Origin of the sequence: Mesorhizobium amorphae CCNWGS0123, from assembly GCF_001686985.1 — a bacterium.
GTDB lineage: Bacteria > Pseudomonadota > Alphaproteobacteria > Rhizobiales > Rhizobiaceae > Mesorhizobium > Mesorhizobium amorphae.
In genome coordinates, this window is record NZ_CP015318.1 from 3,282,670 (window position 1) to 3,299,780 (window position 17,111).

Below are 17,111 nucleotides of genomic sequence, written 5' to 3' on the forward strand. Positions count from 1 at the left end.
CATGACGATGCTAGCCAAAGCCGCGATGACTCGCGCCGACATGGAAGGCAAGGCGGGGGAGGTCGCCGGCCTGCTGCGGACACTGTCCCATCCCGCCCGGCTGATGATCGTCTGCACGCTGGTCGAGGGCGAATACGCCGTCGGGCAGCTCGAGGAGGAGCTCGGCATCCACCAGCCGTCGCTGTCGCAGCAACTCACCGTGCTGCGCGACGCCGGCATCGTCGAGACGCGGCGCGAGGCCAAGCAGATTTTCTATCGCCTGACGGAAGCCAGGGCCGCGCGCCTCGTCGAGGCTCTCTACACGATCTTCTGCGCGGAGGCGGCCGCCCCATGACGCCCTATTGGCCTTCGCTTTTCGGCGGCATGCTGATCGGCCTCTCGGCCAGCCTGCTGTTGCTCCTCAACGGCCGTGTCGCCGGCGTCAGCGGGATCGTCGGCCGGCTGCTGCTGGCGCGCGCTTCGACGAACGCTGCCTTCGTCATCGGCCTGCTTGTCGGCCCGCTGCTGTTCCTCGCCGGCTTCGGCCGCTGGCCGTCGGTGACCATCACCGCCTCGCTGCCGATGATCGCCGCCGCCGGGCTGCTGGTCGGGTTCGGCTCCCGCATGGGCTCCGGCTGCACCAGCGGCCATGGCGTTGCCGGGCTCTCGCGCCTGTCGCCGCGCTCCTTCGTTGCCGTGCTGACCTTCCTGTCGGCCGGGGTCGCGACCGTTACCCTGATGAGGAGCGCCGGACTGTGAATCTCCAGACACTGCGTTTTCTTGCCGCCCTGGTCTCGGGCGGGATCTTCGGTTTCGGCCTGTCGCTTTCCGGCATGCTCGATCCCGCCCGCGTGCGCGGCTTCCTCGATGTCGCGGGCGACTGGGATCCGAGCCTTGCCTTCGTGCTCGCCGGCGCCGTCGCCGTGGCGATGCTGGGCACGTTGCTGTCCAGGCGCATGAAGCGGCCGGTTTTCGACCCGGCATTCCATCTGCCGCCGGATACCGGCATCGACCGGCGGCTGATCCTCGGCTCGGCGCTGTTCGGCATCGGCTGGGGCATGGCCGGTTTCTGCCCCGGCCCCGCGCTGGCCAGCCTGACGCTCGGGCTCGCGCCTGCCGTCCTGTTCGTCGCCTCTATGGTTGTCGGGATGACTGTCCACGACCGCCTCGTTGCCGACCGCAAGGATCAGGCGGGCTCGCGGTAATTTCCATTGAGGATATCGCGTGCAGCGTTACGAACGCCCTCTTTGGCGGAGCCATTGGCCGCGAGATGCTCAAGCTCATCCGTCAGGCAGCCGGCGAGGGCAGGAGAGTAGGCAACGACGCTGACGAGTATCCAGTATATCCAGATGTCGTCGTTACCGCGCAGGATCTGGCGCAGATGCGGCGCGAGCGGTGGACCGATGCCGGCCAGGAGCGGCTGCAACACTTGCGCTACCGGCCAATTGATGTCCTGAAGCCATTCGAGAAGCTGCGGCAGGATCGGCTCGATTGCTGGATAGCCGAGCGCCGTCAGGGCAGAGGCCTTGTCGGTATCGAGCTTGTCGACAGGCACCAGATCCGCCAGGTTTTGTTCAAACGAGTTCACCGGGCAATCCTACCGTCGGCATCGGAGCAAACAGGTCGACCTAACGCCCTCTTGCAGCCACGCCGGCCTTTTTCGCCTCTCCATCACCTGCAAGGTGGTAAGGCTGGATAAGCACCTCCGCAGGGATGCGCCAGTTCTTGTGAATCCGGTGCGCCATGTCCATCGTCAGCAAGCGCTTCCTGTTCAGGATTTCCGAGGCCCGGGACGCCGATCCGATGATCTCGGCGAGGGCCAGTTGCTTGAGCCCCGCCATTTCCATGTGGGCGCGAATGGCTGTGACCGGGTCGAGTGTCTCGATCGGGTAGTGCCTGGCCTCATAGGCCTCGATCAGATCGGCCAGCACGTCGAAGCGATCGCCATCGGGAGAGCCGACCTCGGGCTCGTTCTCGAAGTATTTGGTGATCTCCGCGATGGCCCAATCATAGTCGTCTTCGGTTTTAAGAGGGCGAATGTTTTCCATCACACTGTCTCCGCATCGATCCTGTCGTACTCGGCGTGGGTGCCGACGAATTTGATCAGCACCCGCTTGTAGGTATTGCTGACATGCACGATGACCCGATATTTGTTGCCGGCGATGTCGAAGATCGCGCGGTTGTCGCCTACGAAATCCACATTCGCACCGGGAACAAGGGGAAAGTTCCCAAAATGGGAAACCGTTGCGGCTTTGGCGGACGCTAAGGGCTTATGCGACCCGTCCGGCGCGGGCACCGCGCGCGGAAACTACTTCTTGCGCCGGCCGCCGGAAGCCTTCGCCATGCTCACCGAACCTTGCGCCTCGCGCATCATCCTCAGCGCTTCGTCCCTGGTCAGCCCGCATTTGCGCGCAAAATAGCTCGCCTCCTCATAGGCTTCCGCCTGGGAGACCGCCGATATGCCGGAAGCTGCCGGCTTGGATTTCTTCTTGGCCATCGCATCGTCAACGCTGAATCATTTTAGTCAGCTAATATAGTATCATTGTTTGCCAATGCAAAAGGCGGAGATTGTGATGCCTGATGGCGGGCAGGGCCATCCGGCGGGCCCTGCCGGTGATCAGCGCCAGGCGTTTCCGGCGCCGCCTGGACCTCCGCCGGACACCGGCGCCGGCAGCCCATCCTTGAAGGCCCATTGAAGCGTAATTATATCAATGACTAAGCGTGCGGTGCACGCGAAACGCAGTGCTTTTGTCAAGCTTCTCTATGGAGGTTGTCATGGCAATGAAACTGATGGAAGGAAGAAAGGGCCAGGATTGGATCAATCTGGTCCTTGCGATCTGCCTGTTCATCTCACCCTGGATCATCGGCTTTACCGCCGAAACCACGCCTGCGTGGAATGCCTGGGTTGCCGGCTTCGTGCTCGGCGCCCTGGCCCTCGCGACGCTTTCGGCGTTCGCCGAATGGGAAGAGTGGGCGAACCTCGTTATCGGGCTTTGGCTGATCGTTTCGCCCTGGCTGCTTGGCTTCATGGCCAGCACCAACGCGATGGCGACCCATGTCGTCCTCGGCGTGCTGGTGGTTGCCGCGTCGGCCTGGGCGGTCTGGGACTTCCGCCACCCGCACGCGCATGCGTGACCGGTGACGGCAGGCTAGGCGGGGCCCGGCGCGGGAGCGGCGGGCTCCTTGGACTATCGGGGCAGGGCTATAACCGGAGCGGCTTCACGAATTGCTGCAACCGGAAACCGTTTCGTGCATTCTTGGGAATGGCCTCGATGCTCCACTCCGACAACCCGGCAAAATGCTGCTCCTATTGCGGCGGGCGAGACCATGACTACGAGGACTGCCCGAAGCGCAAGGCCGACGCCGAGAAGGAACAGGCTGCGCGCGAGCCCGGGCCGGCTGCTCGTGTGGAGCCTGGCCTGAACTGACCTCCGAACACCGGCCGCAGCCTTCCTTCGCGCCCCTTGTCCTGCCCGTCCACAGGCGAGAGTCGAGGCCCGACTTTTTCTGGGATGGCTTGAAAAACGGGCGTCGAACCGGTCTATAGTCGGGCGGGGGTACGCGGGTGGCGGATATCGTCTCAATCAGAATCGGTGCGGAGCCTGCCGGGCGGGTCTCGGCAGGACGCCTGCGGTTTTTCGCATTCATGGCGATCGCCGCATTCATGATCGCCGGTCCGGCGGCGGAGCAGGTCTTCGGGGTGCGAACGGCAGTGCTGCGCTCCTGGACCATGTTCAGTGCGATCGGGCTCGGTGTGATCGACGCTTCCTTCGAAATCCGTCGGCCCGACGGAACGCTTCTCCCGCTCGACCGGTTCGAGATGCTCGGCGCTCCTCGCGACGGCAGGCTGAAGCGGATCGAAAGCCGCGACGAACTCGCTTCCGTCATCAAGCGGCTCTGCACGGCCGCCGGGCAGGGCGCCGACATCCGTGTCCGCGCGCGGCAGGCCACGCGCAGTGGCTGGCAGATTATCCATGCCGATGCCGAAAATGCCTGCGCCGACTGACGCCATCGCTGACTGGCCCGGCTGGCGTCTGATGCACGCTGTTGCCGCGCGGTTCGTCGACTGGGCGGCCTATACGGAGGGCTCGTCGCGTTCGTCCGCGCTGGTCCGCATCGGCCTGGCGATGCTGTTCTGGTCGCGTTGGGCGGGCGAGTTGCTGCTCTACAGGGACCAATCGCCAGTCGGCCTGTTTCTGGCCGTCAACTTCTTCGTCGCCACAGCGCTGCTCTTCGTTGGCTATCATAGCCGCATCGCCGCCGTCTGGGCGGGCTTGGTCGGGCTGGCGATGTACTATTATTTCGGCCACCAGCTTGGTCGCGAGCCCTGGACTCACCATCATATCTATTTGCTTGCCGTCGCAGCACTTCTGATCGCGCTCACCCCCTGCGGCCGCTCCTATTCGCTGGACCGCTACCTGGCGGTGATGCGCGCCGGGCGCACGGGCGTTGCGCCGCCGGTGGAACGCGGCAATCTGTGGGGGTTGCGGCTGATCGTGGTGCAGCTCTCGGTACTCTATTTCTTCTCCGCCTTCGACAAGTCGAACTACGCCTTTCTCAGCGGCGCGCGGATCGAGCAGATATTCCTCTGGTACTACGCGGGTTCGGACTATCCAGCGATCCCCGGCCTTGCCTGGCTCGCCACGATCGTGTCCTTCGCCGTGGTCGCGCTCGAATATTGCCTTGCCTTTGGCCTGCCGTTTCGTCGGACAAGGCGCTATCTGGTCGTGCCGGGCCTGGCCTTTCACGCCATCATCTATCTGACGCTGCCGGTCTATACGTTCAGCGCCACCATGGCGTTGCTTTATCTTGCCTATTTCGATGCGGATGCCGTCGACAAGATCATCGCGCGGCTGCAGGGGAACGGATTGGCAGGGACTGCCAGGGGAATGTCGTGAAGCGCGGTTTGTTGTTTTCCTCCGTCGTCGCGGCGGCAATCGGTCTGGCCATGTTCTGCGGCGCGGCGCGAGCCGGCAGCGCGAAGGACTATTATCCCAGGCGCGCATGGGGCTCCTTCAACGGTGGCCAGATGAACACGTCGGTCCTCGTGTTCCGCGACCTCAACAGGAATGGGGTCTACGATCTCGGCGACCGGCCGATGCCGCATGTGGCCGTCGAACTCGGCAAGCCGAATGGCAACACCGTCATGAAATGGACCAATGTCAGCGGTTTTGCCAATTTCCGGATGTCGGTTATCCAGCGCGATCTCGAGGTTGTCGATCCCGGACATTACTCATTCCGGGTCGTGCCTCCGCCAGGCTGGTCCGTCACCACGGGGAACGCGTCGCAGGAAAGCGATTATGTTGTTTCACCTGGCTCGCCAGGCGACATGATCGCAATGCGTACGACGCACCCGGTCGGGCTTGCGGCAGATCTGACGATCAGCGGGGCGGTCACCGCCGGGTCGCGCATTTCCCTCACAGGGCCGGACGGAGCAACTGCCGCCGCCAAGGTCGACCCGGATGGGCGCTTCAGCGTACCCGCGACATCAGGCGAATGGCTGGTCGACGTTTCGACCGACGGGGCGACGCAGCGGCGCAAAGTTGTGGTCGGCTCGGCGCCGGTCGTGCTCTCCGCGTCTTCGGACAAAGGCGCCGAGGAGCCGCTGCCCAATCGGCATGTCGTCGGCTTCGACGACCTGCTGACGACGTCGGGCGTGTTCGAAGTTCCGTCCGGCTATGGCGGGCTCGACTGGTACAATCTCGTTGCCATGCACCAGCGCTTCACCGACGGCCCGGGCTACATCAACACCACCATGTCGGGCGAATTCATCGCCTACAACAGCTCGGGACACCCTGCGCAGGTGTTCAGCGACAAGCCGTTCGATTTCGCGGGCGCCTATTTCGGCGCCGGCTGGAACGACGCGGAGGGCGAGACGCTTGTTCTCAAGGCTTGGCGGGGCGACCAGCCCGTATATGAGGATTCGGTTGTGCTGTCCGCGAGCGGCCCGGTCTATTTCGCGGCCGACTACATGCGCATCACGCGGCTCGAGATACGGACACAGCACCACTGGCAGGCCGCGATCGACAATTTCGCCTACCGCACCGGTCCGTAGCGCGGTCCATGCAGCAAGCTGACGCTGCATTCCGACCGTCGCCGGTGGTTTTGAAGCGGCCTAATGCCTGTCGCCCAAAAGTGCGCAGCGGTTTTGGGAGAACGACATGCATAAAAACAAAGACTTAAAGCGCGTCGCCTGAATCCACTTCAGCGCGACGCGCTTTAAGGTCAAGCCGCGTCAGCAAGATCTCTGGGAGGTCCCGCAGGGGCGGCCACTATCCGAATGGCCGGTGCTGTCGTGATGGCTGTGGCTGCCGCCATTGCCGCCGGAGCTTCCATTTCCGCCAGAGCTGCCATTGCCGCCAGAGCTGCCGTTTCCGCCTGAGCTGCCGTTGCCGCCGGCGCCGCCATTTCCGGCACCACCGTCGCCGCCATTTCCACCGGCGCCGCCATTGCCGCCATTTCCGGCGCCACCGTTGCCGCCATTGCCACCGTTGCCGCCATTTCCACCGGCGCCGCCATTGCCGCCATTTCCGGCGCCGCCGTCGCCGCCATTTCCACCGGCGCCGCCATTGCCGCCATTTCCGGCACCACCGTTGCCACCATTGCCACCGTTGCCGCCATTTCCTCCGGCGTCGCCACCATTGCCACCGTTGCCGCCTGCGACTTGCGCCAGAAGAGCGCGCTTGCCCCTCTGCATTTGGGCTGTCGAACCTATCGACCGGTCGAATCCGTCTAGCCGCTCCGGCAAGACCGACGCCGCGCGGGTTGCCACAGGCAGCAGCATGGTCGACGCGAGCAGCGCCGCCGCCAGAATACTCCTGAACCGTGGGAAGGAACGGCGCGCGACATTGGCATTCGCCATGAATGCGAAAAACCCTAGGCGTCCTGCCGACAGCCGCCAGGCCGGCTCCGCACCGGTTCTGATTGAGACGATATCCACCACCCGCGTACCCCCGTCGCGCGTATCCCCATCCCGACTATAGACCGATTCAACGCCCGTCCTTCAACCATCCCAAAAAAAGTCAGGGCTCGACGCGCCTCATCTCCTCAGCGCATGCCCGACCGCATCGGCGAACGAGATATCGCCCTTGATCTCGCGCATCGCCATCGAGGTGATCGTGCGGCGCACGCCGGGCAGGCGGCTGAGCTCTTCGCGCAGCATCCTGTCCAGCGCCATCATGTCGACGGTCACGATCTGCAGCAGATAGTCGGCCTCGCCGGTCGTGGCGTGGCAGCGGCGGATCAGCGGATGGTTTTTCACCGCCGCCTCGAAGGCGTCCGACACCTCGAAGTCGATCGACACCTGGATGAAGGCCTCGATGCCGAAGCCGATGCGCGCCGGATCGATGCGGGTCGAGTAGCCGCGGATGATGCCGGCGTCCTCCAGCGCCTTGACCCGCTTCCAGCACGGCGTCTTGCTCAGGCCCACCTCGTCGGCAAGCACGGCAAAGGAGATTCGCGCATCCCGCTCCAGCGCCGCGACGATCCTTCGGTCGAGAGCATCCAGCACAGATCGTTCTCCCAGTTTTCAAAACAGGCGAACATCGTACTCCATTTCTTCTTATTCGGATAACAGAAAGGAACAATGTTCGAGCCGAAAGCGTCTATCATGGCGACCTGAACCGAATGGATGCCCCGAGCCGGAGGCCGGGCAGGGGAGAACACCATGCACAAGCCCGATTATCATGCCCGCATCGAAGCGCCGGAGATGCGCGACTACGGCGTCTACCTGCAATGCGACAAGCTTCTGCAATGCCAGAAGCCGCTGGCCGAAATGGTCAATGCCGACGAGCTGCAGTTCCAGATCGTGCACCAGGTCGAGGAGCTGTGGATGAAGCTCATCGCCTACACGCTAGTCGATGTCCTCGACTATCTGGAGAGAGAGGACACCCACCGCATCGTCACGCTGATGGGCAGGGTGCACCGTCTCATGCGCATGATGACGGCGCAGCTCGACCTGCTCGAGACCATGTCGCCCAAGGAGTACCAGCAGATCCGCCTGCAGCTCGGCAATGGCAGCGGCCAGGAATCGCCGGGCTTCAAGCTCATCTTGCGCCTGCCGCCGGACCTCTGGCGGGCCTTCAAAGCTTCATACCTCGACGGCCGTGGGCTGACGGTCGAGGACGTCTACGATGCCCATTACGACCATGGCGACGCCTATGTCGTTGCCGAGGCGCTGATCGAGTTCGACGAGCTGTTCCAGAAATTCCGCGCCAACCACCTCTACCTCATCCACCGCTCGATCGGGCTCGGCTCGAAATCGCTGAAGGGCCGGCCGGTCGAAATGCTGGAAGGCGGCGCCCGCCACCGCTTCTTCCCCGAGCTCTGGGACATACGCTGCGACATGACCGACCGCTGGGGCGCGGAGTACGGCAGGGTGAGGGACTCGATCAGCCACCCGGAGGCGAAGGCGGGGTAGGGGCTAGCTTGGGTTCCTCGCCCCGCGCGAAGCGGGAGGGTCCGAAGGACGGGCGAGACCCATGGCTCGCCCCGGCAAGGTGGCCGCGAAGCGGCCGGAGAGGGGCCTTCGTAAGGCGCCAGGGCCTGACACGTTCCCAACTGCTTCATTTTGCTACCGTCGGCGCAATCCCCCTCTCCGTCGCGGCTTCGCCGCGCCACCTCTCCCCCGCTCTGCGGGGGCGAGGAACTAGGCTTCGCCAAAACAAATTTCCCCACCCCTGTCGGAACCACCGCCCGTCCTCCGTCCTTGAGGCATAACCGCAAAACCCGGAGGACATCATGGAAACCACCCAATCGACCTGGCAGACCGCTGCCATCCTCATTGCCCGCCTGATCTTTGCCGCCAGTTTCGCGATGGGGGTGGCCTTCAAGTTCATGGACATGGGCATGACCGCCGGCTACATCGCCGCCGCCGGCTTCCCGTTCCCGCTGTTTCTGGCCTGGTGCGCCGCGATCCTCGAAACGCTGCTGGTGATCGCCTTCCTGACCGGCGCGTTCCTGACGCCGGCAGCGCTGATCGGCGCGGTTTACGTGGTCTTCCTCGGCTTTGCCTTCCACGGCCCGTCGCATTGGGCCGGCAACCAGGCCGAGTTCGGCGCCTTCATGTCTCATTTCCCGTTCGCCGCCGGCCTGCTTTACGCCGCCGTGCATGGACCGGGCAGCGTGCTGGCACTGCGCCAGGGCTGGCCGGGCAGGGCGTGAGGAGCCCGCATCGGAAAGGCGGGACGGGCCTCACATCTGATCGTTATAAGGTTCCTTCATCTGGCCGACCATGCGCGCCAGTTTCGAGAAGGACGGCATGTCGGCTTCCGGCTGGCACTGGTTGGCGAGTTCCAGCAGCCGGATCGGAAAATTGACGGCATCGCGGCTCGATGCCGACATGCCGCCGGAGCGCTCCTCGCCGGTTTCGCAGGCCTCCGCCTTGCGCAAGGCGATGTCGATCTCCTCGACCGAAACCAGCCCCTTGCGGACCAGCACCTGGTTGATCGACGCGACGGCCATCAGCAGGCCCTCAAGTTGCAGATTGGCGACGTTCATGGCTGTGTCTCCCATTGGTAAGGTTTCAACGCGCGAAGGCCTGATACGATCCGGAGCGGCGCGGATCGACTGCCTGCCGGCCAACGCGGATTACGCTCTACGGCTCCATCCAGCGTTGGCCATATTCGGCCCATAGCGCCTTGATCTCACGGCCGCCAAGCGGCGGCGTCGAGCGGTCGCCGTAGCTGATGGCGACGGCGCTGAGGTCGTACTGGCCGTCGGCCTGGACGATGAAGCGGATCGCCTGGCCGAGCGGCTTCGAGTGGAAGATCGGATCCGCCTGGCCCGTGCCAAGGCTGCGGACGCCCGAAATGGTTGCTGGCTGATGCCGCATCCTGAAGACGGATGCCATGGCAGGTTTGTCCATGCCGCTCTCCCCGAGTCCCCGGCGGAATGATTCCATAGGCGCCGGCTAATGGCCAGACGGGGAGAAAAGCTTGTTGTGAATACCCGGGCCGGCGGGCCTATCGGGCGGGATAGGAAAAAATACCTAATTATATACGTGACAAAGTATGTGTGATTTGATACCCAAGCCGGGACAGGCCGGCACTGAAAAGGTAAGGGAAGTCGAGGTCACGCCTCAGATGTTTCGGGCGGGCGTGGCACGTTTTTGCGATCTTCCTTTGGAAGAAGTTGATCCCACTTACGTGGTTTCGGCGGTACTGGAGGCAATGGGACTGGAGTTCGAGCCGCCAGCGGAATAACCCTGCCGAAAAGGGCGATATCGGCCATTTCCTGCGCCATTCGCCTCAAGTCCGCAACGCTGACATGGAACACGTAGTCCTTGCCCCCGAACTGGTTGGCCCGCTTGCTAACCCTCATGGCGCCGACCTTGCCATCGCTTATGATATCGGCGTGGGCAATGAAATTGCGGTTCTCTGCGCATATATTCGCATAGTGTAGGAAGGTTCCTATGGCTTCATGCATCTCTGGGCGGGTTCGCCTCAGAAGTGCGGTTGAAGTTCGGATAAGCCCGACCTTTTGGGAGTTGGTGAGCGTTGCCCTCAGGAAGCCGACCTGAGAGAATTCGAATTCATGATAGAGGAACTGCTCATAAACATTCTCGATCCGCGCCCACCAGGATGTGATACATCCAACGGCGTGCATCGCGTTGTCTTGGTCGCTAGGATAGTCAGGCCAAATAGCCTGCCCATACATGGAGTCCTTATCTCGCATGGATAAGTCTGCCCCCTCAGACGAAAAGCGGTTCAACGAAACCCTGAAGCGGATGCTGAAGACGCCGCCGAAGCAGCATGCGCCGCAATCTGGCAAGCCTCGCGCAAGCGAAGCAGGACATAAATCGAAACCGGGTGGCCATCCCGTCAAGAAGGACCACCCGGAAGCTCCGTAGCCAAGGCTACTTACTTTTTGACCGTTTCCACAACGTGGGTTCTCGGATGGGTCACTGCGGTTTTCACCGTCGTGAAGCGCCCAGAACCGGCGTTGCGGCCGATCTTGACTGACTTGCTCATAGCTTTCACCTCCTTCCCCCAGGTTTTGCCCGTGCGTAGTGGCGCCCTGCGGGTCAGAAGGAATCAGTCAGTCAGATACAATGTAGATACAGAATGGGGGAGAGTCTAGCGGTCAGCCGTCGATGCAGAGAATTGCCTCAATGCGCCCGACGACCTCCCACATGAGTTCTTCATTGGCTTTTGAATGGAAAGAAGCGTTTCGCGCTATCCAGTCCAGCGTGCGGAACTGATACGATTGAATGACGCCAGTCAGTTTGACGCCGCGAGGAACCGGAACCTCGAACTTGCTCCCGGTCAACGTGTTGGTGATCGGACAAACGGCTGCCAAGCCCGTTGCGATGTTAAAATCGCGAGGAGAAATGACGAGAGCAGGCCGGCGACCGGCCTGCTCTGTGCCTGACTGCGGATCAAAATCCAGATAGATAAAATCGCCTCTGTCAGGCTGATAGGCTACGTCGTCTACCAAACTTCGTCACCCTTCGGTTGACCCCAATCAACTTCACGGTTGCCAGTCTCTTGACGAGTTTCGCCTTTCAGAAGTTCGGAAAGCTGAAAGCGTTTGCGTGTCGGTGTTACCCTGATTGAACCGTCTTCGATTTCAACGTTTACGCAAACTCCTTCGACCAGCCGTACCTCCTCTGTCACGTGCTTTGGAAGTCGCAGCGCGAGGCTATTGCCCCACCTGCTGATCGTTGTTTGCATCTGCCCATGCTCCTCATTTTGCCACGGTTGGCTTGATATACATAGTAGATACGCGCCAGAATGGCTAGAGGTTCCTTTAGGTTCGGTTAAGATTGCGACACTTTGCGCTGCTTTTTGCGTATGCGCATTAGCTTTCGTGCCTTCTGCCTAGGCGTTCGAGGCTTCACCAATCCGCCGATAGGTAAGGCGCTTGCCTTCGATCATCGCAAGCAACTGGTCATGGCGTTCGGTGTCGGTCACCTTGAGCGCTGCACGGCGATTGTAGCGGAAGTCGAACTCGGCAAGGTAGCGATGCAAATGAGCTTCGCCGCAATGCTGATAGACGCCAACCATGCCGCGCTTGAAGACTGAGAACACGCCTTCAATGGTATTGGAGTGGATCACGACATCGCCTTCGCGGCGGGCGTATTCGCCAGCGGCGTGGTTGGTCGTCTTATGCGCAGCGTATTCCTCGCCAGTGCGCGTGTAGATGCGCGAAGAGTCGGTGAACAAGGTGGTGTCGCGAGACACGTTGCGAACCAGAACGTCGCGGACAGTCGTGGCCGTGGCGTCGTTCAGATGGAACATGCGGGACTGTCCGCCACGCTCGACCAGACCAACCACGATGCGCTTCTGCGCGCCACCGGACTTGCCCGACTTGGTGTAGGTAGGAACGCGACCGCGAGCGAGTTTGCGAGGTGTCTCACGCTTGCCGATGTAGGTCTCGTCGGCTTCAACGATCTTGCCTTCGCCGCCAATCGGGCCGCTCGACTTAACGTCTTCCTTCATAGCTTCGCGGATACGGTGCGCCATGAACCATGCGGTCTTGTAGGTGACGCCAAGCATACGGTGCAGCTGGTGGGCGCTCATGCCTTTCTTGGACGAAGCCATGAGGAACGTCGCTAGAAGCCACTTGTTCAAGGCGATCTTGGAGCGCTCGAACACGGTGCCGACAGTGACGGTGAACTGTTCGCGGCATTCCATGCAGTTGTACAGGCCAGGACGATGCGCCTTGCCTTCCATCTTGGTGATGCGGTCAGGACGAGCGTTGCCGCAATGCGGGCAGTTAGGACCATGCGGCCAACGCTGCGCTTCCAAATGGATGCGGGCGGCTTCGGCGTCTTGGAAGATTGGGCTGTCGAGTTTCATGGCTAGGTGCTCCCTGCCATCTTTCTAGCAAATCGCCCGTGCTTTGTCACGTATATAATTAGGAAAAAATACCTTGCCAGGTGACGGCAGCTATGCTACTATCTTGTCCATGGTGCTGATTTGCGCCAACGACCCGCCGCCGAGGCGGGTTTTTGTTTTCGGCTTCCCTTCGAACGAAAGTGCATCCTGGCCGGTGACGTGACCGTGCATGAGGGCCGTCCGCGCCCCTGGACCTTGGCAACCGCAAAAATGGAACTAGATACTCCGCTATCGCAACGTAACGGAGAGTGTCCAATGATCTCGCGCGAAGGCCTGATCGCAAGGCAAGAGGACGCGAATGTCCGGTTGCACGAAGATACTCAATCCGTGCCGGAACATCCTGACGAGGTTCGCGCCACCGATAACGACAAGTGTGTGAACCTCAGTGAGGAAATCATAGCTGACAATCTCAGGATGATCGCGAAGCTTAGAGGGGTCATAGCTCGTGTCGAGGATGACGACCAAGCCGCCTTGCGACGCCGCCAGTAGCCGTTAAAATCGACTGAGGGCTTTCGCTTTAAGGCGTTGCCGGCGACGCGCTGGACCTGTTGGCCGTTGGTGCTGCGGCTGTTCCTTCGCGCGCCGTGCCGCTCTCCCCGAGTCCTCGGCGGAATGATTCCATAAGCGCCGGCTAATGGCCAAACGACCGGAAAAGCTTGTTGTGAATACCGGGCCGGCCAGGCTGCGGCAACGCGGCGAACGCAATGGAGGCGAATAGGAAAAAATACCTTGCCGGGTGACGGCAGCTATGCTACTATCTTGTCCATGGTGCTGATTTGCGCCAACGACCCGCCGCCGAGGCGGGTTTTTTGTTTTTAGTTTTCCTTTCGAACGAAAGCACCTCTGACGCCGACATTGAACGCTGGCGGGACAGCGCCCCCCTCTGTCCTGCCGGACATCTCCCCCACGAGGGGGGAGATTGGCGGCCTCATCGCTCCGCTCAATCCAGCAAACGTTGGCGATTGGCGAAAGCGGCGACGACAGTCGATCTCCCCCCTTGAGGGGGAGATGTCCGGCAGGACAGAGGGGGGCGTGACGGAACGCCATCCTTCGCCGCCAAGCCGATGACACATTCCGCAACACCCGCGAGAACCCCATGCCACGCTACGCAAGCATCATCACCGGCGATGACGGCCAGGAAATTGTCAGCGCCATCGGCGAATTCGAGGCCGCGCCGCGGGCACGCGCCGGCGGTTTGGAAGCCGTTCCCGCCGGCGTACTGATCGGCATGGTTCGTGGCGGTCCGGTCGATGCCGCCGGCGGCTTTGGCTTTCCGCCGGGTTCGCAAGGCGCGGGTGACAGGGCGGTCGGCGTTGCCGCGATCCAGAAGGCCAGGGCCGGCCTGGCAAGGGCCGATGCCGTTCAGCGCGAGGCCGCCCCGACTGCACCGGCGACATCGGCGACATCGGCCACGGCAAAACCCGAGACGACCAGGCCCGCCCGCAAAGCCGCAAAGGCCAAGGGGCGCCGCAAGCCCGGCAAGGCCAAGGCGGTGCGTGCAAGGCAGGCGAAGCCGGCGGGCAGGGCAGGGCTCGACGGGGTAACTTATGGCTGACGCCACGCCGCCTCGGCAGCGCAAGCCGAAGGCGGCCGCCGCCGTTATCTCGTCCCGCCGCAAGCGGCCGAAGAAGACGCTGGGCGACGATTTCGTCGCTGCCGTGCGCGCCGATTTCAAGACCCATGGCGCCGGCGTCATCGCTTCGGTGCGGGCCGACAAGCCCGACCAGTATCTGAAGATCGTGCTGTCGGTGCTGCCCAAGGATTTGCATGTCAACATCAACGAACTGGACGCACTGAGCGATGACGAGATCCGGAGCCGAATCCGCGGCCTCGAAGCCGTCCTCAAGCCTTTCCTCGAAAGAACGGGCCTCGAAAAACCGGTCGCTGACAGGCCAGTCCTCGAAGAGCCGGGCAGCGCTGATCGCGGCGCGCAGCGACTATCTGGCGCTGCTGAGGGAGCTGGACCGCAGGCGCCGCACTAACCAGCTGGCCGCCTACCGGCCCTATCCCAGGCAGGCCGAATTCCATGCCGCGGGCGCGGCGAACCGCGAGCGCCTGTTCATGGCCGGCAACCAACTCGGCAAGACCAGGGCCGGCGGCGCGGAATGGGCCATGCACCTCACTGGCCGCTACCCCGACTGGTGGCAGGGCAAGACCTTCGACAGGGCCGTGCGGCTGTGGGCGGCCGGCGTCACCGGCGAAGGCACGCGCGACAACCCGCAGCGCGTGCTGGTCGGCCCGCCGCAACAGCAGGCCGCCTGGGGCACCGGCATGATCCCGGCCGACGCCATCGTCCACACCACCATGGGACGCGGCGCGCCGGGTGCGCTCGACAGCATCGTGGTGCGCTGGGGCGGCGGCGGCGATATCCAGGCCGACGAAAGCGTGCTGTCGTTCAAGAGCTACGAAAAGGGCCGCGAGAAGTGGCAGGGCGAAACGCTCGATGGCGTCTGGTTCGACGAGGAGCCGCCGCTCGACATCTATTCCGAGGGCCTGACGCGAACCAATGCGACAGGTGGCATCACCATCGTGACGTTCACGCCGCTCTTGGGCATGTCGGATGTGGTGCTGTTGTTTTTGTCGGCGAGAGAGGTGGAGGGGATGGGCAAGTCGTGAGCGGCCTGCCTTTCTTCTCCCCTTGCAAGGCAGGGCAATCGCATATGGCGCTCCCCCACTCCGTCTCGGCTTCGCCGAGCCACCTCTCCCCCACATTCGTGGGGGAGAGGAAACGCCAACCGCCGAGGTCGCGGCCTTGAAAGGCTTGGGTTTCCTCTCCCCCATGGACATGGGGGAGAGGTGGCCGCGCAGCGGCCGGAGTGGGGGCTGGCGCCACCATATGCGATTGCCCTGCCTTGCAAAGGGAGAAGGAAAGAGTGCCGCTCCTGTGCAGCTCCTGGGATGACGAAGATTGGCGGTTTCGCTCAAGGGTCAAAACCCGATCCGCATATCGCGCACGCCCCCAATATGCCATAGTGGGGACGTCGCGAACCAGCCTGTTCGCTCCCACCTTCAAGACCGCGATCACGAACGCTGGCCAACGGAGGAAACGAACCATGAAACACGGATCAACAGACACAGCGAGGGTTGAACCTGCCGCTGGTCGGCGACCGATGAGTCGCCGCGATGCGCTCAAGGCCGCAGGTCTGGCTGGAGCCGCCGCCCTGTCAACGGGTGCCGTGTCGGTCTGCGCCGCCGCGGCGTCCGCCGACCCAATGGAAGACCTGGTTGCGGCCGCCAAAGCAGAAGGGCAGCTTACCGTCATGGGTTTGCCTCGCGACTGGTGCGGATACGGCGTCGTCATGGACCGGTTCAAGGCGAGATACGGTCTGGCAATCAACGAACTCCGGCCGGGAGCCAGCTCAGCCGAGCAGATTGCGGCGATCAGGCGAGGCAAGGCCGACGCCCCTGACGTGGTCGACGTCGGCATGCCCTTCGCTTCATCCGCGATGAAGGATGGCTTGTTGCAGCCGTACAAAGTGTCAACGTGGGACACGATTCCGGAAGCGGCCAAGGATGCGCAAGGGTATTGGTATGGCGGCTATTGCGGTGTCCTTGCGTTCGAGATCAACGGCGACCTGGTAACCAGAATGCCGCGGGATTGGGCGGATCTTGCCGCGCCCGAGTATAGGAACTCGGTCGGCCTCGCCGGCAATATTTCTTCAAATCAAGCGATCCAGAGCGTGTACGCCGCGGGCTTGTTGGCGGCAAAGGGCAATTTCGAAGAAGCCGCTGATCAGGGTCTGAAGTTCTTCGCCAATCTCAATGAAAAGGGCAATTTCGTTCCCATCATCGGCGATGCCAACTCGCTTGTCGACGGCCGCACGCCGATCCTCGTTCGCTGGGATTACCTCGCGCTCGGCGACCGCGACCGCCTTGCAGGGACGAGGATCGAAGTCATCAGGCCAAAGACCGGTGTCGTTGCGGGTGTCTATGCCCGGGCGATCAGCGCCCATGCTCCACATCCAAATGCTGCTCGGCTGTGGATGGAGTATCTTTGTTCAGACGAGGCACAGCTCACCTGGTTGAAAGCCTCCCACCTGCTCGACCTCAAAGGGGACGATGTCGCCCCGGTCTTTCCAACACTCAAGGACCAGGAGAAGGCGAGAGACATCATAACCAACGGATGGGACGATATCGTTGGCGTCAAGGTACAGTGCTTGCCTTCTGAGGAGTACCTTGGCCCGATGTCTTTCAACAGCAGCACGGCCAGGCGAAGCGCCGGTTCCTAAGTAGCCCATCTGAGGTTGGCGCCAGCCTGCGCCCGGAAACCGCGCTGAAACCATGATCTGCAAT

26 protein-coding genes and 1 pseudogene are annotated in these 17,111 nt (G+C 62.5%); 15 read left to right on the plus strand and 12 right to left on the minus strand.

Annotated features, from left to right (window positions below; genetic code table 11):
- Nucleotide 1: 1 nt before the first annotated feature.
- From bigR to A6B35_RS15335, 3 genes are read left to right on the plus strand one after another with little or no spacing between them, the layout of a single operon-like run.
- Entirely contained in the window at nt 2-334 is a 333-nt protein-coding gene (gene bigR / locus A6B35_RS15325; RefSeq protein ID WP_040583870.1) for a sulfite-sensing transcriptional repressor BigR, read from the plus strand.
- Nucleotides 331-738 carry a YeeE/YedE family protein gene (locus A6B35_RS15330; RefSeq protein WP_006205681.1) on the plus strand — a complete coding sequence of 136 codons (408 nt, stop codon included), beginning with the start codon at nt 331-333 and terminating at the stop codon, nt 736-738. Before bigR ends, A6B35_RS15330 begins: the two co-directional genes overlap by 4 nt.
- Nucleotides 735-1,184 carry a YeeE/YedE family protein gene (locus A6B35_RS15335; RefSeq protein WP_006205682.1) on the plus strand — a complete coding sequence of 150 codons (450 nt, stop codon included), beginning with the start codon at nt 735-737 and terminating at the stop codon, nt 1,182-1,184. Before A6B35_RS15330 ends, A6B35_RS15335 begins: the two co-directional genes overlap by 4 nt.
- Here A6B35_RS15335 and A6B35_RS15340 read toward each other — a convergent pair.
- The 4 genes and pseudogenes from A6B35_RS15340 to A6B35_RS15355 form a co-directional block, all read right to left on the minus strand.
- Nucleotides 1,166-1,567, minus strand: a complete 402-nt coding sequence (locus tag A6B35_RS15340; RefSeq protein ID WP_006205683.1) for a DUF5071 domain-containing protein — start codon at nt 1,565-1,567, stop codon at nt 1,166-1,168. The genes A6B35_RS15335 and A6B35_RS15340 overlap by 19 nt on opposite strands.
- A gap of 40 nt (nt 1,568-1,607) precedes the next feature.
- Nucleotides 1,608-2,027, minus strand: coding sequence for a helix-turn-helix domain-containing protein (locus A6B35_RS15345; RefSeq protein WP_006205684.1), 420 nt, complete (start codon nt 2,025-2,027; stop codon nt 1,608-1,610).
- Nucleotides 2,027-2,188: pseudogene (locus A6B35_RS34505) on the minus strand (type II toxin-antitoxin system HigB family toxin); the annotation flags it as partial. The gene A6B35_RS15345 and the pseudogene A6B35_RS34505, both read right to left, overlap by 1 nt.
- Before the next feature lie 99 nt (nt 2,189-2,287).
- Nucleotides 2,288-2,476: a hypothetical protein gene (locus A6B35_RS15355; RefSeq protein WP_006205686.1), complete on the minus strand. Its 189-nt coding sequence runs from the start codon at nt 2,474-2,476 to the stop codon at nt 2,288-2,290.
- 278 nt (nt 2,477-2,754) lie between these two features.
- Here A6B35_RS15355 and A6B35_RS15360 point away from each other — a divergent pair, with 278 nt between their 5' ends.
- From A6B35_RS15360 to A6B35_RS15375, 5 genes are all read left to right on the plus strand, one after another.
- A complete protein-coding gene (locus tag A6B35_RS15360; protein ID WP_040583857.1) occupies nt 2,755-3,114 on the plus strand; it encodes an SPW repeat protein in 360 nt (119 codons plus the stop codon).
- A gap of 137 nt (nt 3,115-3,251) precedes the next feature.
- Nucleotides 3,252-3,407: a hypothetical protein gene (locus tag A6B35_RS35570; RefSeq protein WP_156788618.1), complete on the plus strand. Its 156-nt coding sequence runs from the start codon at nt 3,252-3,254 to the stop codon at nt 3,405-3,407.
- A 218-nt stretch (nt 3,408-3,625) separates the two neighbouring features.
- On the plus strand, nt 3,626-3,985 hold the full coding sequence (locus A6B35_RS15365; RefSeq protein ID WP_040583858.1) for a hypothetical protein: 360 nt from the start codon (nt 3,626-3,628) through the stop codon (nt 3,983-3,985).
- A complete protein-coding gene (locus A6B35_RS15370; protein WP_065518209.1) occupies nt 3,969-4,877 on the plus strand; it encodes an HTTM domain-containing protein in 909 nt (302 codons plus the stop codon). Before A6B35_RS15365 ends, A6B35_RS15370 begins: the two co-directional genes overlap by 17 nt.
- Nucleotides 4,874-6,034, plus strand: a complete 1,161-nt coding sequence (locus tag A6B35_RS15375) for an SdrD B-like domain-containing protein (protein WP_006205691.1) — start codon at nt 4,874-4,876, stop codon at nt 6,032-6,034. Before A6B35_RS15370 ends, A6B35_RS15375 begins: the two co-directional genes overlap by 4 nt.
- A 170-nt stretch (nt 6,035-6,204) precedes the next feature.
- On the opposite strand, the gene A6B35_RS35575 is transcribed toward A6B35_RS15375, so the two are convergent.
- Nucleotides 6,205-6,627, minus strand: coding sequence for a hypothetical protein (locus tag A6B35_RS35575; protein ID WP_156788620.1), 423 nt, complete (start codon nt 6,625-6,627; stop codon nt 6,205-6,207).
- A 391-nt stretch (nt 6,628-7,018) separates the two neighbouring features.
- Nucleotides 7,019-7,489: an Lrp/AsnC family transcriptional regulator gene (locus A6B35_RS15385; protein ID WP_006205693.1), complete on the minus strand. Its 471-nt coding sequence runs from the start codon at nt 7,487-7,489 to the stop codon at nt 7,019-7,021.
- A 156-nt stretch (nt 7,490-7,645) separates the two neighbouring features.
- On the opposite strand from A6B35_RS15385, the gene A6B35_RS15390 reads away from it, so the two are divergent.
- Both A6B35_RS15390 and A6B35_RS15395 read left to right on the plus strand, forming a co-directional pair.
- The gene (locus tag A6B35_RS15390) at nt 7,646-8,398 is read left to right on the plus strand and encodes a tryptophan 2,3-dioxygenase family protein (RefSeq protein ID WP_065518210.1); all 753 of its coding nucleotides are present in this window, start codon (nt 7,646-7,648) and stop codon (nt 8,396-8,398) included.
- A 320-nt stretch (nt 8,399-8,718) separates the two neighbouring features.
- Nucleotides 8,719-9,141, plus strand: coding sequence for a DoxX family protein (locus A6B35_RS15395; RefSeq protein WP_006201671.1), 423 nt, complete (start codon nt 8,719-8,721; stop codon nt 9,139-9,141).
- 30 nt (nt 9,142-9,171) lie between these two features.
- Here the strand turns inward: A6B35_RS15395 and A6B35_RS15400 are convergent, their stop codons facing one another.
- The 6 genes from A6B35_RS15400 to A6B35_RS15420 form a co-directional block, all read right to left on the minus strand.
- On the minus strand, nt 9,172-9,477 hold the full coding sequence (locus A6B35_RS15400) for a hypothetical protein (protein WP_006201670.1): 306 nt from the start codon (nt 9,475-9,477) through the stop codon (nt 9,172-9,174).
- A gap of 97 nt (nt 9,478-9,574) precedes the next feature.
- A complete protein-coding gene (locus A6B35_RS15405; protein ID WP_006201669.1) occupies nt 9,575-9,844 on the minus strand; it encodes a hypothetical protein in 270 nt (89 codons plus the stop codon).
- Between the two features lie 206 nt (nt 9,845-10,050).
- Complete coding sequence (locus A6B35_RS15410) at nt 10,051-10,653, minus strand: hypothetical protein (protein WP_006201668.1); 603 nt, start codon at nt 10,651-10,653, stop codon at nt 10,051-10,053.
- A 408-nt stretch (nt 10,654-11,061) separates the two neighbouring features.
- Nucleotides 11,062-11,415 (minus strand): type II toxin-antitoxin system PemK/MazF family toxin, encoded by a 354-nt coding sequence (locus tag A6B35_RS15415; RefSeq protein WP_006201666.1) that lies wholly within the window; start codon nt 11,413-11,415, stop codon nt 11,062-11,064.
- Entirely contained in the window at nt 11,409-11,651 is a 243-nt protein-coding gene (locus A6B35_RS35580) for an AbrB/MazE/SpoVT family DNA-binding domain-containing protein (RefSeq protein ID WP_006201665.1), read from the minus strand. Before A6B35_RS35580 ends, A6B35_RS15415 begins: the two co-directional genes overlap by 7 nt.
- Nucleotides 11,652-11,798: 147 nt before the next feature.
- Nucleotides 11,799-12,779: an IS1595 family transposase gene (locus A6B35_RS15420; protein ID WP_006201664.1), complete on the minus strand. Its 981-nt coding sequence runs from the start codon at nt 12,777-12,779 to the stop codon at nt 11,799-11,801.
- 294 nt (nt 12,780-13,073) lie between these two features.
- On the opposite strand from A6B35_RS15420, the gene A6B35_RS15425 reads away from it, so the two are divergent.
- The 5 genes from A6B35_RS15425 to A6B35_RS15440 all read left to right on the plus strand — a co-directional run bounded on the left by A6B35_RS15425 (nt 13,074) and on the right by A6B35_RS15440 (nt 17,047).
- Complete coding sequence (locus A6B35_RS15425) at nt 13,074-13,307, plus strand: hypothetical protein (protein WP_006201663.1); 234 nt, start codon at nt 13,074-13,076, stop codon at nt 13,305-13,307.
- Nucleotides 13,308-13,914: 607 nt separating this feature from the next.
- On the plus strand, nt 13,915-14,373 hold the full coding sequence (locus A6B35_RS15430) for a hypothetical protein (RefSeq protein ID WP_006201662.1): 459 nt from the start codon (nt 13,915-13,917) through the stop codon (nt 14,371-14,373).
- Complete coding sequence (locus tag A6B35_RS34520; protein ID WP_006201661.1) at nt 14,366-14,800, plus strand: hypothetical protein; 435 nt, start codon at nt 14,366-14,368, stop codon at nt 14,798-14,800. Before A6B35_RS15430 ends, A6B35_RS34520 begins: the two co-directional genes overlap by 8 nt.
- Nucleotides 14,801-14,879: 79 nt before the next feature.
- Nucleotides 14,880-15,434, plus strand: coding sequence for a terminase large subunit domain-containing protein (locus A6B35_RS15435; protein ID WP_006201660.1), 555 nt, complete (start codon nt 14,880-14,882; stop codon nt 15,432-15,434).
- A gap of 494 nt (nt 15,435-15,928) precedes the next feature.
- Nucleotides 15,929-17,047, plus strand: coding sequence for an ABC transporter substrate-binding protein (locus tag A6B35_RS15440; RefSeq protein ID WP_006201659.1), 1,119 nt, complete (start codon nt 15,929-15,931; stop codon nt 17,045-17,047).
- Nucleotides 17,048-17,111: the final 64 nt, after the last annotated feature.

Excerpts from the sequence above, each read along its gene's own strand:
- bigR (WP_040583870.1), top strand. The coding sequence starts at position 2 with ATGACGATGCTAGCCAAAGCCGCGATGACTCGCGCCGACATGGAAGGC.
- A6B35_RS15330 (WP_006205681.1), top strand. The coding sequence starts at position 331 with ATGACGCCCTATTGGCCTTCGCTTTTCGGCGGCATGCTGATCGGCCTC.
- A6B35_RS15345 (WP_006205684.1), bottom strand. The coding sequence starts at position 2,027 with ATGGAAAACATTCGCCCTCTTAAAACCGAAGACGACTATGATTGGGCC.
- A6B35_RS15355 (WP_006205686.1), bottom strand. The coding sequence starts at position 2,476 with ATGGCCAAGAAGAAATCCAAGCCGGCAGCTTCCGGCATATCGGCGGTC.
- A6B35_RS15360 (WP_040583857.1), top strand. The coding sequence starts at position 2,755 with ATGGCAATGAAACTGATGGAAGGAAGAAAGGGCCAGGATTGGATCAAT.
- A6B35_RS35570 (WP_156788618.1), top strand. The coding sequence starts at position 3,252 with ATGCTCCACTCCGACAACCCGGCAAAATGCTGCTCCTATTGCGGCGGG.
- A6B35_RS15365 (WP_040583858.1), top strand. The coding sequence starts at position 3,626 with ATGGCGATCGCCGCATTCATGATCGCCGGTCCGGCGGCGGAGCAGGTC.
- A6B35_RS15370 (WP_065518209.1), top strand. The coding sequence starts at position 3,969 with ATGCCTGCGCCGACTGACGCCATCGCTGACTGGCCCGGCTGGCGTCTG.
- A6B35_RS15390 (WP_065518210.1), top strand. The coding sequence starts at position 7,646 with ATGCACAAGCCCGATTATCATGCCCGCATCGAAGCGCCGGAGATGCGC.
- A6B35_RS15395 (WP_006201671.1), top strand. The coding sequence starts at position 8,719 with ATGGAAACCACCCAATCGACCTGGCAGACCGCTGCCATCCTCATTGCC.
- A6B35_RS15400 (WP_006201670.1), bottom strand. The coding sequence starts at position 9,477 with ATGAACGTCGCCAATCTGCAACTTGAGGGCCTGCTGATGGCCGTCGCG.
- A6B35_RS15405 (WP_006201669.1), bottom strand. The coding sequence starts at position 9,844 with ATGGACAAACCTGCCATGGCATCCGTCTTCAGGATGCGGCATCAGCCA.
- A6B35_RS15410 (WP_006201668.1), bottom strand. The coding sequence starts at position 10,653 with ATGCGAGATAAGGACTCCATGTATGGGCAGGCTATTTGGCCTGACTAT.
- A6B35_RS35580 (WP_006201665.1), bottom strand. The coding sequence starts at position 11,651 with ATGCAAACAACGATCAGCAGGTGGGGCAATAGCCTCGCGCTGCGACTT.
- A6B35_RS15420 (WP_006201664.1), bottom strand. The coding sequence starts at position 12,779 with ATGAAACTCGACAGCCCAATCTTCCAAGACGCCGAAGCCGCCCGCATC.
- A6B35_RS15425 (WP_006201663.1), top strand. The coding sequence starts at position 13,074 with ATGATCTCGCGCGAAGGCCTGATCGCAAGGCAAGAGGACGCGAATGTC.
- A6B35_RS15430 (WP_006201662.1), top strand. The coding sequence starts at position 13,915 with ATGCCACGCTACGCAAGCATCATCACCGGCGATGACGGCCAGGAAATT.
- A6B35_RS34520 (WP_006201661.1), top strand. The coding sequence starts at position 14,366 with ATGGCTGACGCCACGCCGCCTCGGCAGCGCAAGCCGAAGGCGGCCGCC.
- A6B35_RS15435 (WP_006201660.1), top strand. The coding sequence starts at position 14,880 with ATGGCCGGCAACCAACTCGGCAAGACCAGGGCCGGCGGCGCGGAATGG.
- A6B35_RS15440 (WP_006201659.1), top strand. The coding sequence starts at position 15,929 with ATGAGTCGCCGCGATGCGCTCAAGGCCGCAGGTCTGGCTGGAGCCGCC.